This is a genomic window from Exiguobacterium sp. s128 (genome assembly GCF_018618815.1).
GTDB classification, from domain to species: Bacteria; Bacillota; Bacilli; order Exiguobacteriales; family Exiguobacteriaceae; genus Exiguobacterium_A; species Exiguobacterium_A antarcticum.
The window spans coordinates 1-15,156 of the sequence record NZ_JACSMT010000029.1; the positions used below are offsets into that span (position 1 = coordinate 1).

Sequence of the window (15,156 nt, forward strand, 5' to 3'; positions counted from 1 at the left end):
AAGGATCCGGTCGTCTTACTTTGGTTGATCCAGCGATTAAATGCCGAAGGCGTCAAGTCATATTCCCGAATGATATCGGCGCGTGATTTGCCATTCAAATGGAGTTGGACCATCTGTTGTTTGAATGAATCGCTAAAAATTCTTCGTTCCCGTTTATTCATGAAGGTGATTCTCCTCTGCTGTTCATAATTTTCCTAAGTCTAATTGACCTTAAGGTTTATGTCCAACTAACTGTAGACCATCCAGTTCTGAATAATTATAAAATCAGTGGGGACAGTTGTTACCTGCTCGAATGTCGCTTTCCATCTAACAAAGAATTGGATTCGTTTTTAGTTGATTTAAATGTGCATGTGAACTATCAATTATCCATTGTGATTAACAAATGAGTGAACGCGACTTCACGATTATGAACACACGAAAGCCTTGCCTCCGTCGACCGGAAGCAAGGCTCTTTTGAATTGCCATGATGTTTTTCTCTCTATTAGATGCCTTCGTAGGCGAGTTCCATGATCTGACGGAGTTCCGTCACGAGCGGCATTTTCGGATTCGCTGTTGTACATTGATCTTCAAACGCATCGACTGCCATCTTGTCGAGTTTCGCTTCGAAGTCCGCTTTTTTGATGCCTTGGGCTTTAAACGACATCTTGATGTTGAGGCGTTGTCCGAGTTCTGTGATCGCTTGGATGAGTGATTCGACACCTTGTTCCGTCGTTGCTGCCGGCAGACCGAGGTAACGGGCGATTTCCGCATATCGTTCATCCGCGATGAATGATTCATATTTCGGGAATGAAGCAAGTTTCGTTGGTTTCGCTGCATTGTAGCGGATGACGTGCGGCATCAGAATCGCATTTGTCCGACCGTGTGGTGTGTGGAACTCCCCACCGATTTTGTGCGCGATTGAGTGGTTGATGCCGAGGAAGGCATTGGCAAACGCCATCCCTGCCATCGTTGACGCATTGTGAACTTTTTCGCGTGCTTCCGCGTCTGAACCGTTATCGTAAGCGCGTGGCAAGTAGTCGAAGATCATCTTGATTGCTTTTAATGCCAGTCCGTCCGTATAGTCGTTCGCAAGGACTGAGACGAACGCTTCTGTCGCATGCGTCAAGACGTCCATTCCTGTATCAGCTGTGATTGAAGCGGGCACCGTCATGACGAATTCTGGATCGATGATCGCGATGTCTGGTGTCAATGCATAGTCAGCAATCGGATATTTGACGTTTTTCTCTTTATCCGTGATGACCGTGAACGGTGTGACTTCAGAACCTGTTCCTGACGTCGTCGGAATCGCGACGAACTTCGCTTTGTTTCCGAGTTCCGGGAATTTATAAGCACGTTTCCGGATATCGAGGAATTTTTGACGTAAGTTTGAGAACTTCTCATTTGGTTGCTCATAGAACAGCCACATGCCTTTCGCTGCATCCATCGCAGATCCCCCACCAAGGGCGATGATTAAGTCGGGTTGGAAGTCCCGCATCGCTTGTGCCCCGATTTCGACCGTCGTGACTGACGGGTCAGGTTCGACTTGGTCGAAAATCCGGTAGCTGACACCTGCTGGTAAGTTTCGGATGACTTTATCGGCGTAACCGAATTCGACCATCGATTGATCAGTGACGATCAAGGCCCGTGAGACGTTTTGAATTGATTTCAAGTATTGAACCGAGTTTTTTTCAAAGAAAATCTTTTCCGGTACTTTGAACCACTGCATGTTCACGCGTCGTCTCGCCACCTTCTTGATATTGAGTAGATGTTTCGCCGTTACGTTTTCAGAGACCGAGTTTTTCCCGTATGATCCGCAACCAAGTGTCAGCGATGGAGTCAATTCGTTATACAAGTCACCAATCCCACCGTGTGCTGACGGGCTGTTGACAAGGATTCGGCAGGCTTTCATCCGGAGTCCGAACGCTGTCATCAAGTCATCGTTCGTCGTGTGGATGACCGCCGTGTGACCGAGACCACCGATTTCAAGCATCCGTTCGGCGACGTGGAAGGCGTCTTCTGTTGATTGGACGCTATAGGCACCAAGGACGGGACTTAGCTTTTCATGTGAGAGCGGTTCTTCGGTGCCGACTTTTTCGAGTTCGGCGACGAGCATGACCGTATTGCTCGGGACTTCGATGCCCGCTTTCGCTGCGATCCATGTTGCCGGTTTCCCGACGATGTCCGCATTGACGGCACATGTGTCGGTTTTGATGACAAGTGCTTCAAGACGTTTTTTCTCGTCTGCTGTACAGAAGTAGCAACCGAGCGCTTCCATCTCTGCCCGCACTTCTGCATAAATCTCTTGATCGACGATGACCGCTTGCTCGGAGGCACAGATCATTCCGTTATCAAATGTTTTCGAGAGGACCAAATCACTGACGGCCCGCTTAATTTTTGCTGATTTTTCGATGTAACACGGTACGTTCCCTGGTCCAACACCAAGTGCCGGTTTGCCGGTTGAATACGCTGATTTGACCATGCCGGCTCCACCCGTCGCAAGAACCATCGCGATGTCGGTGTGGTTCATCAAGACTTTTGTTGCTTCGAGAGACGGTTGTTCGACCCACTGGATACAATCTTGCGGGGCACCAGCTTTAACGGCAGCGTCACGTAACGTTTTGGCCGCTTCAAGTGAGCAATTTTGTGCGGACGGATGAAAGGCGAAGATGATCGGGTTGCGCGTTTTGATCGCAATCAACGCTTTGAACATCGTCGTTGATGTCGGATTCGTCACAGGTGTGACGCCACAGACGACACCGACCGGTTCCGCGATGTAGGTGATCCCGTTTTGGACATCTTCTTCTAAGATCCCGACCGTTTTTTCATCACGAAGACTGTTATAGATATATTCCGTCGCAAACATGTTTTTGATCATTTTATCTTCAAAGACACCACGTCCTGTTTCTTCAACCGCAAGTCGTGCGAGTTCGACGTGCCGTTCGAGACCGGCAAGCGCCATGTCACGGACGATTACATCGATTTTCGTTTGATCAAATGTTAATAGTTCTTGTAACGCCGTTTGACCTTTCGCGACGATTTGATTGATTGCTTGTTCGACAGGTGAGACATCTTGTTTGATTTTTTCTTTGACAGCCATGTTAGGTTTCCTCCCTATTTTGGAACGAATCTGAGTCTGCATTTCCTTACTACATGTTAGGAATGCCAAGCTGATATCGAGTAGTTTGTGCTTTCCTTCACAAATCAATCATACCGCCTTTTGCTCAATTTGTGCATGACCATCCTGTGAACTATTTCACATGAATGAGAACGTTTTCATTAAAACAACCTGTTCTGACGCAAGGATCCGTCTTTTCATCCCTCTCCTGTGACAACTGTCACAACAATTCATGAATCTGCTTGTCTGACCAATCGTTCATCGTGTACGCTAGGAATAGTTCCATCATTCATTTGTCTTAAAGGAGGAAGTTTCATGTCAATCGTTAATCAAATGCTTGCGTTTAATCAACAGTTCGTTGAAGAAAAACAATACGAACAGTTCATCTCGGATAAATTCCCGGATAAGAAGGTTGTGATTCTGACCTGTATGGATGCACGTTTGACGGAGCTCCTTCCACACGCCCTTGGTCTTAAAAACGGTGATGCGAAAATCATCAAAAATGCCGGGGCCGTTCTGTCCCATCCGTTTGGTTCCGTCATGCGGTCGATCCTCGTCGCTTTGTATGCACTTGGTGCAGAGGAAGTCATTGTCATCGGACATCATGACTGCGGCATGAGCACGATTGATCCGGCAAAGATGATTGCCGAGATGCAAGACCGTGGAATCAATGAACAGGTGTTGCATACACTGGATGCTTCCGGTGTCGACTTGAAACAATGGTTACGCGGCTTCACTTCGGTCGAGGAAAACGTCAGCCACTCGGTTGGTCTGATCAAAAACCATCCGTTGTTACCACCGGGAACAGAAGTCCATGGACTCGTCATCGATCCAGGGACCGGAAAACTCGATCAAGTCGATTGCTGAAGACCATTTAATGAAGAAGAAAGGTAGGACCTGTCTCAATCTGACGTCAGGCCTACCTTTTTTGTGTTTTTTTCTTGACAGTCAAAAGAACGGTCTGTATGATACTTTAGTATAGTACAGTGATACCAAAAGAAAGCGTGGTTTTAGTTATGTTTAATGCCGTTATTATTGCCGTTGTTCTATTATTTGTTTTAGCCATCTTCCGCGTCCATATCGTCCTCGCGATGGTCCTCAGTGCTCTTGCCGGTGGATTGATCGGCGGTCTTGGTCTCAATACGACGATCGGAACGTTTGCCGAAGGGCTTGGCGCCGGAGCCGAAATCGCTCTTAGTTACGCCCTGCTTGGCGCATTCGCCGTCGCCTTGTCAAAAACCGGTCTTCCGGATGCCTTGGCGCACGCTTTGATCACACGTTCCAAAGGATCAGCGGATGCGACATCCGTCAAAAAGCTCAAAGGATTCATCATCTTTGCGATTCTCTTGCTCGCCATCAGCTCGCAAAACGTCTTGCCGATCCACATCGCCTTTATTCCGATCATCATTCCGCCATTACTCGGTCTCTTTAATGAAATGAAGATTGACCGTCGTCTGATGGCGATCGTCATGACATTTGGTCTTGTCACACCGTACATGTTCCTGCCGATCGGTTTTGGTGATATTTATTTAAATCAAATCCTGTTACCGAACATCGAAAAAAATGGAATGGACATCGCTGGCGCGTCCGTCGTCCAAGCGATGGCGATTCCGGCACTCGGGATGCTCATCGGACTGTTGATCGGTCTCTATAATTACCGGAAACCGCGCGAGTATGAAATGCGCAATATCGCACCGGACGATTACGAGATTCCCGTCATCACGAAAACGAAGTTATTCCTCAGCGGGCTTGTCGTCCTTGCGACACTGGCTGTCCAGTTGACGACAGAATCGATGATCATTGCTGCGACGACCGGTCTTGTTTTATTCCTCGTCCTCCGACTCGTGCGATTCAGTGAAGCGGACGACGTCATTACCCGCGGCATGCGGATGATGTCGTTCATCGGTTTCGTCATGATTTCCGCGAACGGTTTCTCAAACGTCCTCCGGAAAACGGGCGATATCAACCCGCTCGTCGAGAATTCGAAATCCTTGATGGGGGACTCGCAACTCGTTGCGGCCTTCGTCATGCTGTTGATTGGTTTGCTCGTCACGATGGGCATCGGTTCAAGTTTCTCGACCGTCCCTGTCATCGCCGCGATCTTCGTCCCACTTTGTATCCAATACGGATTCAGTTTAGAAGCGACGATCGCCATCATCGGAACAGCTGGTGCACTCGGTGACGCTGGTAGTCCGGCATCGGATTCGACACTCGGTCCGACCAGCGGACTGAATGCAGACGGCCAACACGATCACATGCGTGAGACCGTCATCCCGACGTTCCTGCACTACAATCTGCCGTTACTCGTCTTTGGTACGATTGCTGCGATGGTCTTGTAACTGATCTTTCTACGACAATGAACCAACGTCTTTTGCTGACGTTGGTTCTTTTTTTAGGTTGCTTTGTCCGATCCAGCTTCTCGTTTTTTCCGTTAAAGATGCTGTCTGCATATCAGTTTAGTGGAGTCCATCATGTTTTTCTTTCAATTTCTGCGTTTCTTCTCTAATATAAAGGGATGAAGTGAAGCAAAAGGAGTGTTCGATGTGTTATCTCAGGTTGTCAACAACGTCTTATTATATTTAGCCGACTTAGGGTATTTTGGGATTGCACTTGGTCTCATGATTGAAATCATTCCGAGCGAAATCGTTTTATCCTATGGTGGATTCATGATTTCCCAAGGAACGATCGGCTGGCCGCTTGCTGTCGTCGCCGCTGTCATTGGTGGTTTGTTTTCGCAATTATTTTTATATTGGTTTGCCCGTTACGGCGGTCGACCGTTGATCTTGAAATACGGGAAATACCTGTTGATTACGGAACACCACCTTGATCTCGCAGAACGCTGGTTCGTGAAGTACGGACAAGGTGTCATCTTTGGGGCCCGCTTTATCCCGGTCGTCCGTCACGCGATTTCGATCCCTGCTGGTCTTGCCAAGATGGATCAGACCAAATTCTCACTCTACACGATCCTAGCGATCATTCCCTGGTCGATCTTGTTTCTTTATCTCGGAGAGACGCTCGGAACGAACTGGCGCTCGATCAAAGAAGTCGCCGCTCCCTATACGAACGGGGTCTTGATCGCCGCCGTCGTCATGATCATTCTTTATGTAACGCTGAAAAAACGGCAGCGTACAACGTAATTCAAGTTTTGCAGTCTGTCCTCCGTGGCAGACTGTTTTTAAAAAGGAGCGACTTACCTTGGATACTTCCAACACATTAAAAATTCACCTCGACCGTGTCACGGCTTCTCAAGTGACGGGCAAGCACGTAGCGACCGGACTGACGATTTCAGGACAGATCATGATGATTGAACAGATTTACGATACAAAACGCCATCGTGATGTGCTACACGTCCACCGGCTGTTTGATCAGTGGCGGACGACAACGATCGTCGCGCAAGCAGAAACGGAGTTCAGTTATGTTGATGCGTTTTCAGACGGTCGGATCCTGCTTGTCGCCTCACGGTGTGACGATGATGTCGATGGATCGTGGTTACCGAATGCTTTCATTTATGATTCATCCGGTCATTTATTGGATCGTTTTTGTCTCGATGACGGCATTCAAAATGTCCATGTCGATGAAAAAGATCAGATTTGGGTCAGTTATTTTGACGAAGGCGTCTTTGCGGATGCCGCAACCAACTCGATCGGATCGTTTGGTTTAGCCGTCTTTGACGAACACGGTCAGGCTGTCTTTAAAAATAAGGATTATCCGATCGATGATTGTTATGCGTTAAACGTCTGTTCGTCAAACGATGCGTGGTTTTTCTACCATCCGGATTACCGGATCGTTCACCTTGAAAACGGGAAAGGTACCAGTTACGCCGCTCCTTTACGACAGTTTTCCGATTTCATCGTCCACGGCGAGCATTTGATTTCAACTGATAATGACAACACTTATCTATTGAAACGTGACGGCAATCGTTATGACGAGCAGGCCCGGATTCAATTTGAATCGGAAAAAGGAACGCCGCTTCAAGGGACGATCAAGATGCGTCAGGACCGGATCGTCCTGTCGACCGAGACACGTTTATATGCCGGAACGTTTAGTGACTTCATCGTTGAGTAAGAAAACAGCCGAACGCTCGCCAAATCATGGCGTGTCCGGCTGTTTTTTATTTTTTAAGCGCTCCTCTAGCATTCATTGCCGCAAATACGACCATCGCGATACTGAGCACGGCCGCGACGATTACACCTTGCGTATAGACACTCCAGTCGATTGCGTCACGTAACAAAACTGCCCGCATTCCTTCCATGATATAGGTCGTCGGATTGAGCGTCGCCGCAACCTTCAGCCATTCGGCTTCGATCAGTTCCTTGGGGACGAATGTCGTCGATAAGAAAATCAACGGGAAAAATAATAACGTCCCCGCTTGTGCTGCCTGTGCGTTCCGGGTTTTCAAGGCGACACCGACCGAGTACCCGGCGAATGCGAGACCAAAGCCAAGCGCCAGAACGATCGTCAGGAAGAAACCGGCCGCTCCTGCCGGGATCGACAGACCAAGTAAAAACCCCATTCCGAAGATCAACAACGTCTGAACAAACAATTGCAACATGCCGGCAAGCATCGGTCCGAGGACAATCGCCGTCCGAGAGACCGGTGTCAGCAAGAGCCTTGCGAAATAACCACTTTCGATATCCTTGACAAGAGCTTGACCGGCTCCCCCCGCACCACCCACCGCACCGGAAACGATCGAGACCGGTAAGATGAAGTTCAGGTAGTCGACCCCGCCGAACTGAGGCAGACTGGAGATGCCGGATAATCCGCTCGTATAAACGAGTAAAAAGAAGACGCTGATGATCAAGTTCGGGATGAATGAAAACGGATTCCGTAACGTTACGAGTAAACTGCGTCGTGTCAAAATCATCGTCTCGCGCCACATCTCACTTCTCCTCCTTATAGGCTTGACCGGTCAGTTGGATGAAGACATCGTCGAGCGACGGTTGCTTGACGACGAGCGAGCGTGCCGTCAACTGATGTTCATCCAGGTAACGGACAACTTGTTTCAGCGTTTCCGTCCCCTCTGACGGAAGCAGAATCATTCCTTTTTCGAGTCGTCCGGCAAACGCCTGTCTAAACGCTTCCGTCGCTCGGTCGTCTTCGAGCACGACCTCAATCCGTTCTGCCCCATTCATCGCCTTCAGTTCCGTCGCCGTCCCTTCGGCAATCAATTTCCCTTCATTGATGATCGCAATCCGGTCTGCCAACTGATCGGCTTCTTCCAAGTATTGTGTCGTCAAAAAAATCGTCGTCCCGTATTCTTCGTTCAAGCGCCGGACCTCCGTCCAGATTTGTTGCCGGCTCGCCGGGTCAAGTCCCGTCGTCGGTTCGTCCAAAAAGAGGACAGCCGGTTGATGGACAAGCGTCAACGCCAAATCAAGACGCCGTTTCATCCCGCCGGAATACTTACCGGCTCGACGATTGCCGTCGTTTGATAACCCGACCAATTCCAACAGTTCGGTTGCCCGAGTCGTCGCCTTGGCTTGCGAAAACCCAAATAATTTCCCTTGCAGGACAAGCAATTCTCGTCCGGTTAAATCATTGTCGATGCCCGTCTCCTGCAGCGCGACACCGATTTGGAGACGGACATTTTTTTGATCCCGTTGTATGTCATACTCATTAATCGTCGCGTGACCGGACGAAACAGAAATCAAGGTCGTCAACATCTGAACCATCGTCGACTTCCCGGCACCGTTTGGCCCTAAAAAGGCAAAAATCTCACCTTTTTTCACCTGAAACGAAATCTGATCCACGACTTTTTTCCCGTTGTATTCCTTCGTCAACTGCTCTACCTGGATCACGGTCACCCTTCCTTTCTGCTAGAGAGATCGGTTCGATACTTAAGCGACTACATTACCTTTACCCCTTTTTAGACATTTGTACAAAAAAAGAGCAAACCCACTTTCGGATTCGCTCGGCTCATACTAGGTTAGAGACATCGGTCACGACGCAACCTTCCATTTTTCTTTTAATTCTTGAATACGTTCGCTTCCTTCATATGAATTCATCCAGAGGTTCATCACATCGATCACTTCCGTTTGACGATCCTGGACGAGATAACTTTTTTCGGCTGGAATCCACTTTTCACTAATCTTCGGAGCACCTAACCGCGTGTCCAAAGACGCATAATAAATCGCTTCGACGGTATCGGTGATCATGACATCGACCTCCCCCGTCGCAACAGCTGCCGGGATGGTAAGATTGTCCGCATACATGACGATATTCGCCTGATCAAACGTCTGCCGGACGAATTGTTCATTTGTCCCGCCCGGATTCAAGCCAATCGTCACATCCGGACGATTGATCGTTTCGATTGAGGTCAGACGGTGTTTGTCTTCTAAACGGACGAGCGGCGTTTTTTGGAACGACAAGTAACTTTTCGTGAAGTCGCCGACGATTTCGCGTTCGATGTTTTTCGTGACGCCACCGACGACCATATGGAACCGCCCTGCCCGTAAGTCACGTGTCAATGTCGCCCAGGTCGTCGGGACGAACTCGACTTCAAGTCCGGCCGTCTTCGCGAACGAGCGGATGACTTCAATATCGAATCCTTCGTACTCATTCGTCTGACGGTTCAAGTACGTAAACGGTTTATAATCACCCGTCGTCCCGACAACGATCTTCTTCGTCGTGAAGACGTTTTGTTTACTGACTCCAAGCGTATCCGGCAAATCCTTCAGCTTCGTCACTGCGAGCAGGCTCGAAAGCAACAGTCCTCCACCAAGCGCCAATCCTTGTCGTTTATTCACTCCACTCGCATCCTCTCTCTGTCTCACGCTGTTTTCTGTATAATACTCAAAACAGTATCATATTCTTTTATCTTATCCAAGAGTTTTTTGATTATTTCGGCAGTTCTTACCTTTCATGTCCAATTGTCAAGCCCTCTTGATTGCAGGAAGCAACTACTTTCTTCCATACTGGTAAAGAACGAATCAACGAATGGGAGGAATGGAAGATGAGTAACGTATTCATTATTGGAGCAAACGGAAAAGTCGGTCGTCAGGTGGCGAAGCAATTGAGTGGATCCATCCATGATGTCCGTGTCGGCTTGCGCTCGCCCGAACAATTCGCAGATTTCGAAGCGCTTGGCGCAACACCGATCCTACTCGACCTGGAACAGGACGTCTCAGCCCTTACAGATGCCATCAATGGGAGTGACGTCATCATCTTCACGGCTGGATCGGGTGGACATACCGGTGCCGATAAAACGATTTTGATCGATTTAGACGGAGCAGCGAAATCAATCGCAGCAGCTGAACAAGTCCAGGCGAAACAATTCATCATGGTCAGTGCCTTGAACGCCGACTCACCGGAAACATGGTCAGACAGCATGAAACCATATTATGTCGCGAAACATTATGCCGACCGTCTGCTTCGGGACAGCTCGCTTGCCTATACGATCTTACGTCCGGGTGGTTTGACCGATGACGCTGGAACAGGTGCCGTCACGACAGACCCGGCTTCAACGGACAAGACGACGATCGCACGCGTCGATGTCGCTCGTGTCGTCATTGCATCGATTGAACAGGAATCTGCGTACCGTCAAACGATTCCCCTGCTCGAAGGAACGACACCGATTGCCGATATTTTTGCTTAATATGAAAAATGAGCTCAATCCAAATGGATCGAGCTCGTTTTTGGTTACGATGCTTGTTTTACTTCAATGATATGGGCCTGCTCCCGGCGTAGCGCAGTCAGAATCAAGGTAACAGCAACTGTGATCAGCAAGATGACCGTCAGGCGGACGACAAAGGACGAGATATCGCCATTAAAGTAAATCAACCGGGTCAATCCGGCGACTGCATTCGGGACTGGCAGATAGTGTCCGATTGTCTGATAGAACGGGGCCAGCATCGATGGCGGGACGATGTTTCCTGCCGTCATCAACTGAAACGGAATCAAGGCGACATTGACGAGGGGCGCAATCGGACCGAAAATCGTGAAGTTCATCTGGGTGACACCGATACAGGCTGCCGTCAACAACAGTTGGAAGGCCCATACCTTGATAAAGGACGCTTCGATGTCAGAAAACGCAAAGGCAAGCGACACCATCACAAGCGGGACGACCAAAAGCACGATGCCGTGCAACAGTTGTTTACTCCAAAAGAGCGACCACTTCGAATGCTGGTTTTTTAGAATCTGTATCACGAGGTTAAACTGGATCCCCATCGTCATGACGGCGATGTAGATGACGAATCCCAACAGAATCGGTAACATCGATGTCGAAAAATCAGATACTTGATGCTCGACGATGACGTCAGACGTAATCACGGGTTTTCCATTTAACATCTGGCTGATCTCAGACGTCGCCTGTTTAAGAATGCCGTTCGCGAACTCGGCATTTGCCTGATTAACATGGAACGTCAATTTCTTTTGATCCGCTAAGTCGGCAACGAGGACCATCTCGACTTTTCCTGCATCGAGTTGTTTCAGCCCTTCTGTTTCCGACGAGACGGATTTGGCGGTAAAGGGACTTTCCTTTTGCAGGTTTTCATACAAACCGGCCGTCGAACTTTCCTTGACGACGGCGACACGTAATTGGTCGAGGCGCTCAGTTGCCCCTTGGTACCCCGTCATCCAGACGACGAGAAATAAAGTCGGGACGATCAAGGCAAACATCAACCCGACTTTCGTTTGGGTGATTGAAAAAACATCTTTAAAGGTCTTCATGTGTTTTGCTCCTTTTTATATGCATTACTTATAATAGCACGTGCAACTATTTACTTAAAAAAGAGAAACCACTTACGTCACGTTTTTGTGAATGGTTTCAAGTGTTTTGATAAAATGTTTGATTTCTTTTTTGGAGAGACCGGAAAAAGCTTGTTGCTGCAGTTCACCGAGCGTCGGTTCCAACATTCGGATGACCTCTGCCCCTGCTTTTGTCGTCAGTAGGATGAACGCCCGCCGGTCCCGTGGATCAGCAGAACGGATGACAAGTTCCTTCTTCACCAGTTTATCCAGGATCTTTCCGACCGTCGTCTGATCCCGTTCCGTGAACAGGGCCAACTGCTTTTGCGAGATTCCTTCTTGCTTATGAAGTTCACTCAAAACCGAAAACTGTTCCGGTGTCAGATCGTGTTCTGCCATCCGTTTCGTCGCGGCACGCTTGAAGGAATGATAGCTGCGTGACAGTTGCATACCAAGTGACCAATCTGCCTCTTTCACTTGAACTCCCCACTTTCGAAATAAATAGTTGCACTACTTATTATTTCAACTTATTTACTATATGCCGGATGAGGTGGTTTGTCAAACGGATAAGTGATTCTCTCTCCGTTTGTCGTTATAGACAGCATTGCGGTCTTTCAACCGTTGCATTGCAGCCATGACTTTATCAAAATCGGATAGATCGTTCGGTGTATTCGGAGTCGTCAAGATATGGGCTACTCTACGATAAGCAATGGTTTTTCCGTATCCCATCAATACATAGACAGCACGGTTATATTGTTGAATTTCTTGCCAATCTACATCACCATACACAACACGATAATAAGCATCTTCACTATGCTGTGGTGCAGGAATATCAATATAATCGATTGGGGTTTGATGAATGGCCATAATTTCACTTCCATCTCTAATTTTTTTCACGACGAAAACGATTTAATCGCTTCGATATGCGCGTCCTTGACCTGTTGATCGACTTGAGATTGCTGTTTGAGTTGCTCGTAGACCGAATCAACTTGCATTGATGTCAAACGTTTGACTGTCGCCAGCCGCTTGATCGTACGACGTAAATCGTTTCGTTTGATGACGTGGACATGACTGGAATCAATCGTAATCTTTTTCAGTTCACACCGTTCACTGAAGACGATGACAGATTGAAAGACATTGTCTTCCACTGTTTTGGCTAAAAACTGTTCCATGCTTTTGAGGTGTTGCTCGTTTTGTTTGATCGGGTTGTAAAACCGTTGCTTGTAGCGGTTTTTAAACATTTGTGTCCACTGCCGGTCGGCTTCTTTTCCAAAAATCCAACCACTGTAGTTTTTCGACTCTAAGACGTAGATGCCGCTTTCGTGAATAAACGTGATATCGATTTCCGTTAGACCCTTCCCCCGTACTTTTGGTAAATAGGTGTTCATGACAAACTTCCCGTAGCCCTCGACTTTTTCAAGCTGACGCGTCGTCAAGTATTCTCCCCAAATGCCTTTGTCGCGGACGGCTTTCAGGAAACGTTCCTGCGTGACTTGCTTGTATGTACTTTTTTCAAACGATCGTCGCCGGAAATAAAACAAACTTCCGAGCGTGACGATGAATCCAACAATTAGGATACTTCCGATGAGAAGTAATGTTGGAATCAGTGCAGCTAACAGTTCTTCCACTAATTTCATTCCTTTCTTTATGTAACCCTTAATTTTCCACTATCCTAGAATAAACGGAATTCTTTAGGATTTCCACTAATTGTTACAGAGTACATGCTGTGGTACGGTAAGAAAAAGGAGGGTTTTTGATAATGGACTCATTTTTTTCCACATGGTTGCCCTTGATCCTGCTAATCATCGTTTGGCAATCCGTTTCCCAGCAACTCGCAAAACTTCGCATGACACAACAGCAAACACTACGTGAACTGACACGTATTCAAGAACATCTCGGCATGACTGATGCCGAAAGCAGTCACAGCCTACTGAATGAACAGATTGAGCAACTTCTGTCTGACCATGAGACGGTGGAAGCGATTAAACTGGTTCGGGGTACTCTCGGGTATCCATTACTTGAAGCAAAACAATATGTCGATGCGATCAAAGAGACATCGTCGGACAGAAGCTGAACGAACAACAGGCAAGTCTTCCGAGAGGAGGACTTGCCTGTTGTTTTGTTCATCGAACGGGTTTTAATTACGTCTCTATCCGTGACTTTAATCGTGAAACCGTGCCCATGTCTTTAGATCCGGTAACAAACATTGCTGTTTTTGTCCGAACCATTCATGCCGGTGCTTGGCTATGAAATCATACACGACATCTCGTAACGGTCGTGGCATCCATCGAAAACCTGACAGAAGCGGCCAAGCACTGTTTAAATGCTTGGTAATCCGAAGCGCCGCATCCGATCTGACGTACGGCACTCCCTGTTCAATCACGACGACACTATTTAAATCCGTCGACAACCGGTGTTTTTGAATCATCTGTTGACCAATTGTTCCTTGCAGCGACGCAAAGTCATAATAACCTTGATCGCGTTTTAGGATGAACTGGACACTGGCATCACACAAATTGCAGTCCCCATCAAATAAAATCAGTGGTTTCATTGATATTTACTCCTCACAGATCAACCGGGATCAATCACGCGCTGCCAAACGGTATAGTAAATCAAGCATTTCGATGTACAGCCAGATGATCGTGACGATCAATCCGAACGCTGCGACCCACTCCATCGATTTTGGTGCCCGCGCCTCGACTTGTCGGGCGATGAAATCAAAGTCCATCACAAGTGAGAGTGAGGCGACGATGACGATGACGAACTGGATCCCGATTGCAAGCGGCGAGCTGCCCGTCATGAACGGTAAGCTGATGCCGAACAACGTCAAGAGTAAGTTAACCCCGTACAGGACGAGAATCGACAGGATAGCAGCCGTGACGGCCGAACGGAACCGTTGCGTCACTTTGATCATGCCCGTCGAATAGACGAACCACATCGCAAACGAGACGACGAATGTCGCGAGGACCGCTTTCCCGACTAACCCTGGGTACATGCTTTCAAACATCAACGAAATCGCTCCGACGGCGACCCCTTCGACAATCGCGTAGACCGGTGAAAGAACCGGTGCTGTCCGTGGTTTAAACGTGATGATCAGGGCGAGAATCAAGCCGAGGACGACGCCACCAATCAAGGCGGGGACTAAAAATTGCGGATTCGCAGCTAAGAAGAACCACGTTCCACCGGCTGCTGCCGTGACGAGGGCAAGTAAGAGGAAAATCTTACTCATCGTCCCTGCTTTTGTCATCGGTCGTTCACCAGCGCGCGCCGTCTCAAAACCACGGCGCAAGGCAGGATTAACTTTGAATCGTGTTGCCATCTTGCGTTCACTCCTTCTGTTTTTGTATTTCTTAATACGGTTGTTTCCCGGAAAAGTT

At 48.1% G+C, this 15,156-nt stretch carries 17 protein-coding genes and 1 pseudogene; 7 read left to right on the top strand and 11 right to left on the bottom strand.

The genetic code is table 11. The annotated features are described in order from the left end of the window. On the bottom strand, positions 1 to 161 hold a 161-nt coding region (locus tag KNQ13_RS11195), incomplete at its 3' end, for a helix-turn-helix domain-containing protein (protein ID WP_214773224.1). 84 nt (positions 162 to 245) lie between these two features. Here KNQ13_RS11195 and KNQ13_RS11200 point away from each other — a divergent pair. Further along, positions 246 to 386, top strand: a pseudogene (locus KNQ13_RS11200) (Lrp/AsnC ligand binding domain-containing protein); the annotation flags it as partial. A 95-nt stretch (positions 387 to 481) separates the two neighbouring features. Here the strand turns inward: KNQ13_RS11200 and adhE are convergent. Continuing rightward, positions 482 to 3,076: a bifunctional acetaldehyde-CoA/alcohol dehydrogenase gene (adhE, locus tag KNQ13_RS11205; RefSeq protein WP_026831241.1), complete on the bottom strand. Its 2,595-nt coding sequence runs from the start codon at positions 3,074 to 3,076 to the stop codon at positions 482 to 484. Between the two features lie 333 nt (positions 3,077 to 3,409). Here adhE and KNQ13_RS11210 point away from each other — a divergent pair, with 333 nt between their 5' ends. The 4 genes from KNQ13_RS11210 to KNQ13_RS11225 all read left to right on the top strand — a co-directional run bounded on the left by KNQ13_RS11210 (position 3,410) and on the right by KNQ13_RS11225 (position 7,159). Continuing rightward, a complete protein-coding gene (locus tag KNQ13_RS11210) occupies positions 3,410 to 3,961 on the top strand; it encodes a beta-class carbonic anhydrase (RefSeq protein ID WP_014970178.1) in 552 nt (183 codons plus the stop codon). A gap of 149 nt (positions 3,962 to 4,110) precedes the next feature. Then, positions 4,111 to 5,433, top strand: a complete 1,323-nt coding sequence (locus tag KNQ13_RS11215; RefSeq protein WP_014970177.1) for a Na+/H+ antiporter family protein — start codon at positions 4,111 to 4,113, stop codon at positions 5,431 to 5,433. A gap of 204 nt (positions 5,434 to 5,637) precedes the next feature. Next, positions 5,638 to 6,231, top strand: a complete 594-nt coding sequence (gene uptA / locus KNQ13_RS11220; protein WP_026831240.1) for an undecaprenyl phosphate transporter UptA — start codon at positions 5,638 to 5,640, stop codon at positions 6,229 to 6,231. A gap of 58 nt (positions 6,232 to 6,289) precedes the next feature. Further along, on the top strand, positions 6,290 to 7,159 hold the full coding sequence (locus tag KNQ13_RS11225) for a hypothetical protein (protein WP_026831239.1): 870 nt from the start codon (positions 6,290 to 6,292) through the stop codon (positions 7,157 to 7,159). A gap of 46 nt (positions 7,160 to 7,205) precedes the next feature. Here KNQ13_RS11225 and KNQ13_RS11230 read toward each other — a convergent pair whose 3' ends face one another. The 3 genes from KNQ13_RS11230 to KNQ13_RS11240 all read right to left on the bottom strand — a co-directional run bounded on the left by KNQ13_RS11230 (position 7,206) and on the right by KNQ13_RS11240 (position 9,840). Further along, positions 7,206 to 7,973: an ABC transporter permease gene (locus KNQ13_RS11230; RefSeq protein WP_014970174.1), complete on the bottom strand. Its 768-nt coding sequence runs from the start codon at positions 7,971 to 7,973 to the stop codon at positions 7,206 to 7,208. Position 7,974: 1 nt separating this feature from the next. Further along, entirely contained in the window at positions 7,975 to 8,892 is a 918-nt protein-coding gene (locus tag KNQ13_RS11235; protein ID WP_026831238.1) for a daunorubicin resistance protein DrrA family ABC transporter ATP-binding protein, read from the bottom strand. A 141-nt stretch (positions 8,893 to 9,033) separates the two neighbouring features. Further along, positions 9,034 to 9,840: a transporter substrate-binding domain-containing protein gene (locus KNQ13_RS11240; protein WP_026831237.1), complete on the bottom strand. Its 807-nt coding sequence runs from the start codon at positions 9,838 to 9,840 to the stop codon at positions 9,034 to 9,036. A 206-nt stretch (positions 9,841 to 10,046) separates the two neighbouring features. Here KNQ13_RS11240 and KNQ13_RS11245 point away from each other — a divergent pair, with 206 nt between their 5' ends. Then, a complete protein-coding gene (locus KNQ13_RS11245) occupies positions 10,047 to 10,688 on the top strand; it encodes an SDR family oxidoreductase (protein WP_026831236.1) in 642 nt (213 codons plus the stop codon). 44 nt (positions 10,689 to 10,732) lie between these two features. Here KNQ13_RS11245 and KNQ13_RS11250 read toward each other — a convergent pair whose 3' ends face one another. From KNQ13_RS11250 to KNQ13_RS11265, 4 genes are all read right to left on the bottom strand, one after another. Next, positions 10,733 to 11,761, bottom strand: coding sequence for an ABC transporter permease (locus KNQ13_RS11250; protein ID WP_026831235.1), 1,029 nt, complete (start codon positions 11,759 to 11,761; stop codon positions 10,733 to 10,735). Between the two features lie 72 nt (positions 11,762 to 11,833). After that, positions 11,834 to 12,256, bottom strand: coding sequence for a MarR family winged helix-turn-helix transcriptional regulator (locus KNQ13_RS11255; protein WP_026831234.1), 423 nt, complete (start codon positions 12,254 to 12,256; stop codon positions 11,834 to 11,836). Between the two features lie 81 nt (positions 12,257 to 12,337). Then, positions 12,338 to 12,646 (bottom strand): hypothetical protein, encoded by a 309-nt coding sequence (locus KNQ13_RS11260; protein ID WP_026831233.1) that lies wholly within the window; start codon positions 12,644 to 12,646, stop codon positions 12,338 to 12,340. Positions 12,647 to 12,672: 26 nt separating this feature from the next. Continuing rightward, entirely contained in the window at positions 12,673 to 13,416 is a 744-nt protein-coding gene (locus tag KNQ13_RS11265; RefSeq protein ID WP_251027424.1) for a nuclease-related domain-containing protein, read from the bottom strand. 122 nt (positions 13,417 to 13,538) lie between these two features. On the opposite strand from KNQ13_RS11265, the gene KNQ13_RS11270 reads away from it, so the two are divergent. After that, positions 13,539 to 13,853 (top strand): hypothetical protein, encoded by a 315-nt coding sequence (locus KNQ13_RS11270; protein ID WP_026831231.1) that lies wholly within the window; start codon positions 13,539 to 13,541, stop codon positions 13,851 to 13,853. Between the two features lie 87 nt (positions 13,854 to 13,940). On the opposite strand, the gene KNQ13_RS11275 is transcribed toward KNQ13_RS11270, so the two are convergent. Together KNQ13_RS11275 and KNQ13_RS11280 are read right to left on the bottom strand one after the other, a co-directional pair. Further along, positions 13,941 to 14,330, bottom strand: a complete 390-nt coding sequence (locus KNQ13_RS11275; protein ID WP_026831230.1) for a thiol-disulfide oxidoreductase DCC family protein — start codon at positions 14,328 to 14,330, stop codon at positions 13,941 to 13,943. A 30-nt stretch (positions 14,331 to 14,360) separates the two neighbouring features. Continuing rightward, positions 14,361 to 15,098 (bottom strand): Bax inhibitor-1/YccA family protein, encoded by a 738-nt coding sequence (locus KNQ13_RS11280; RefSeq protein WP_014970162.1) that lies wholly within the window; start codon positions 15,096 to 15,098, stop codon positions 14,361 to 14,363. Between the last annotated feature and the right edge of the window lie 58 nt (positions 15,099 to 15,156).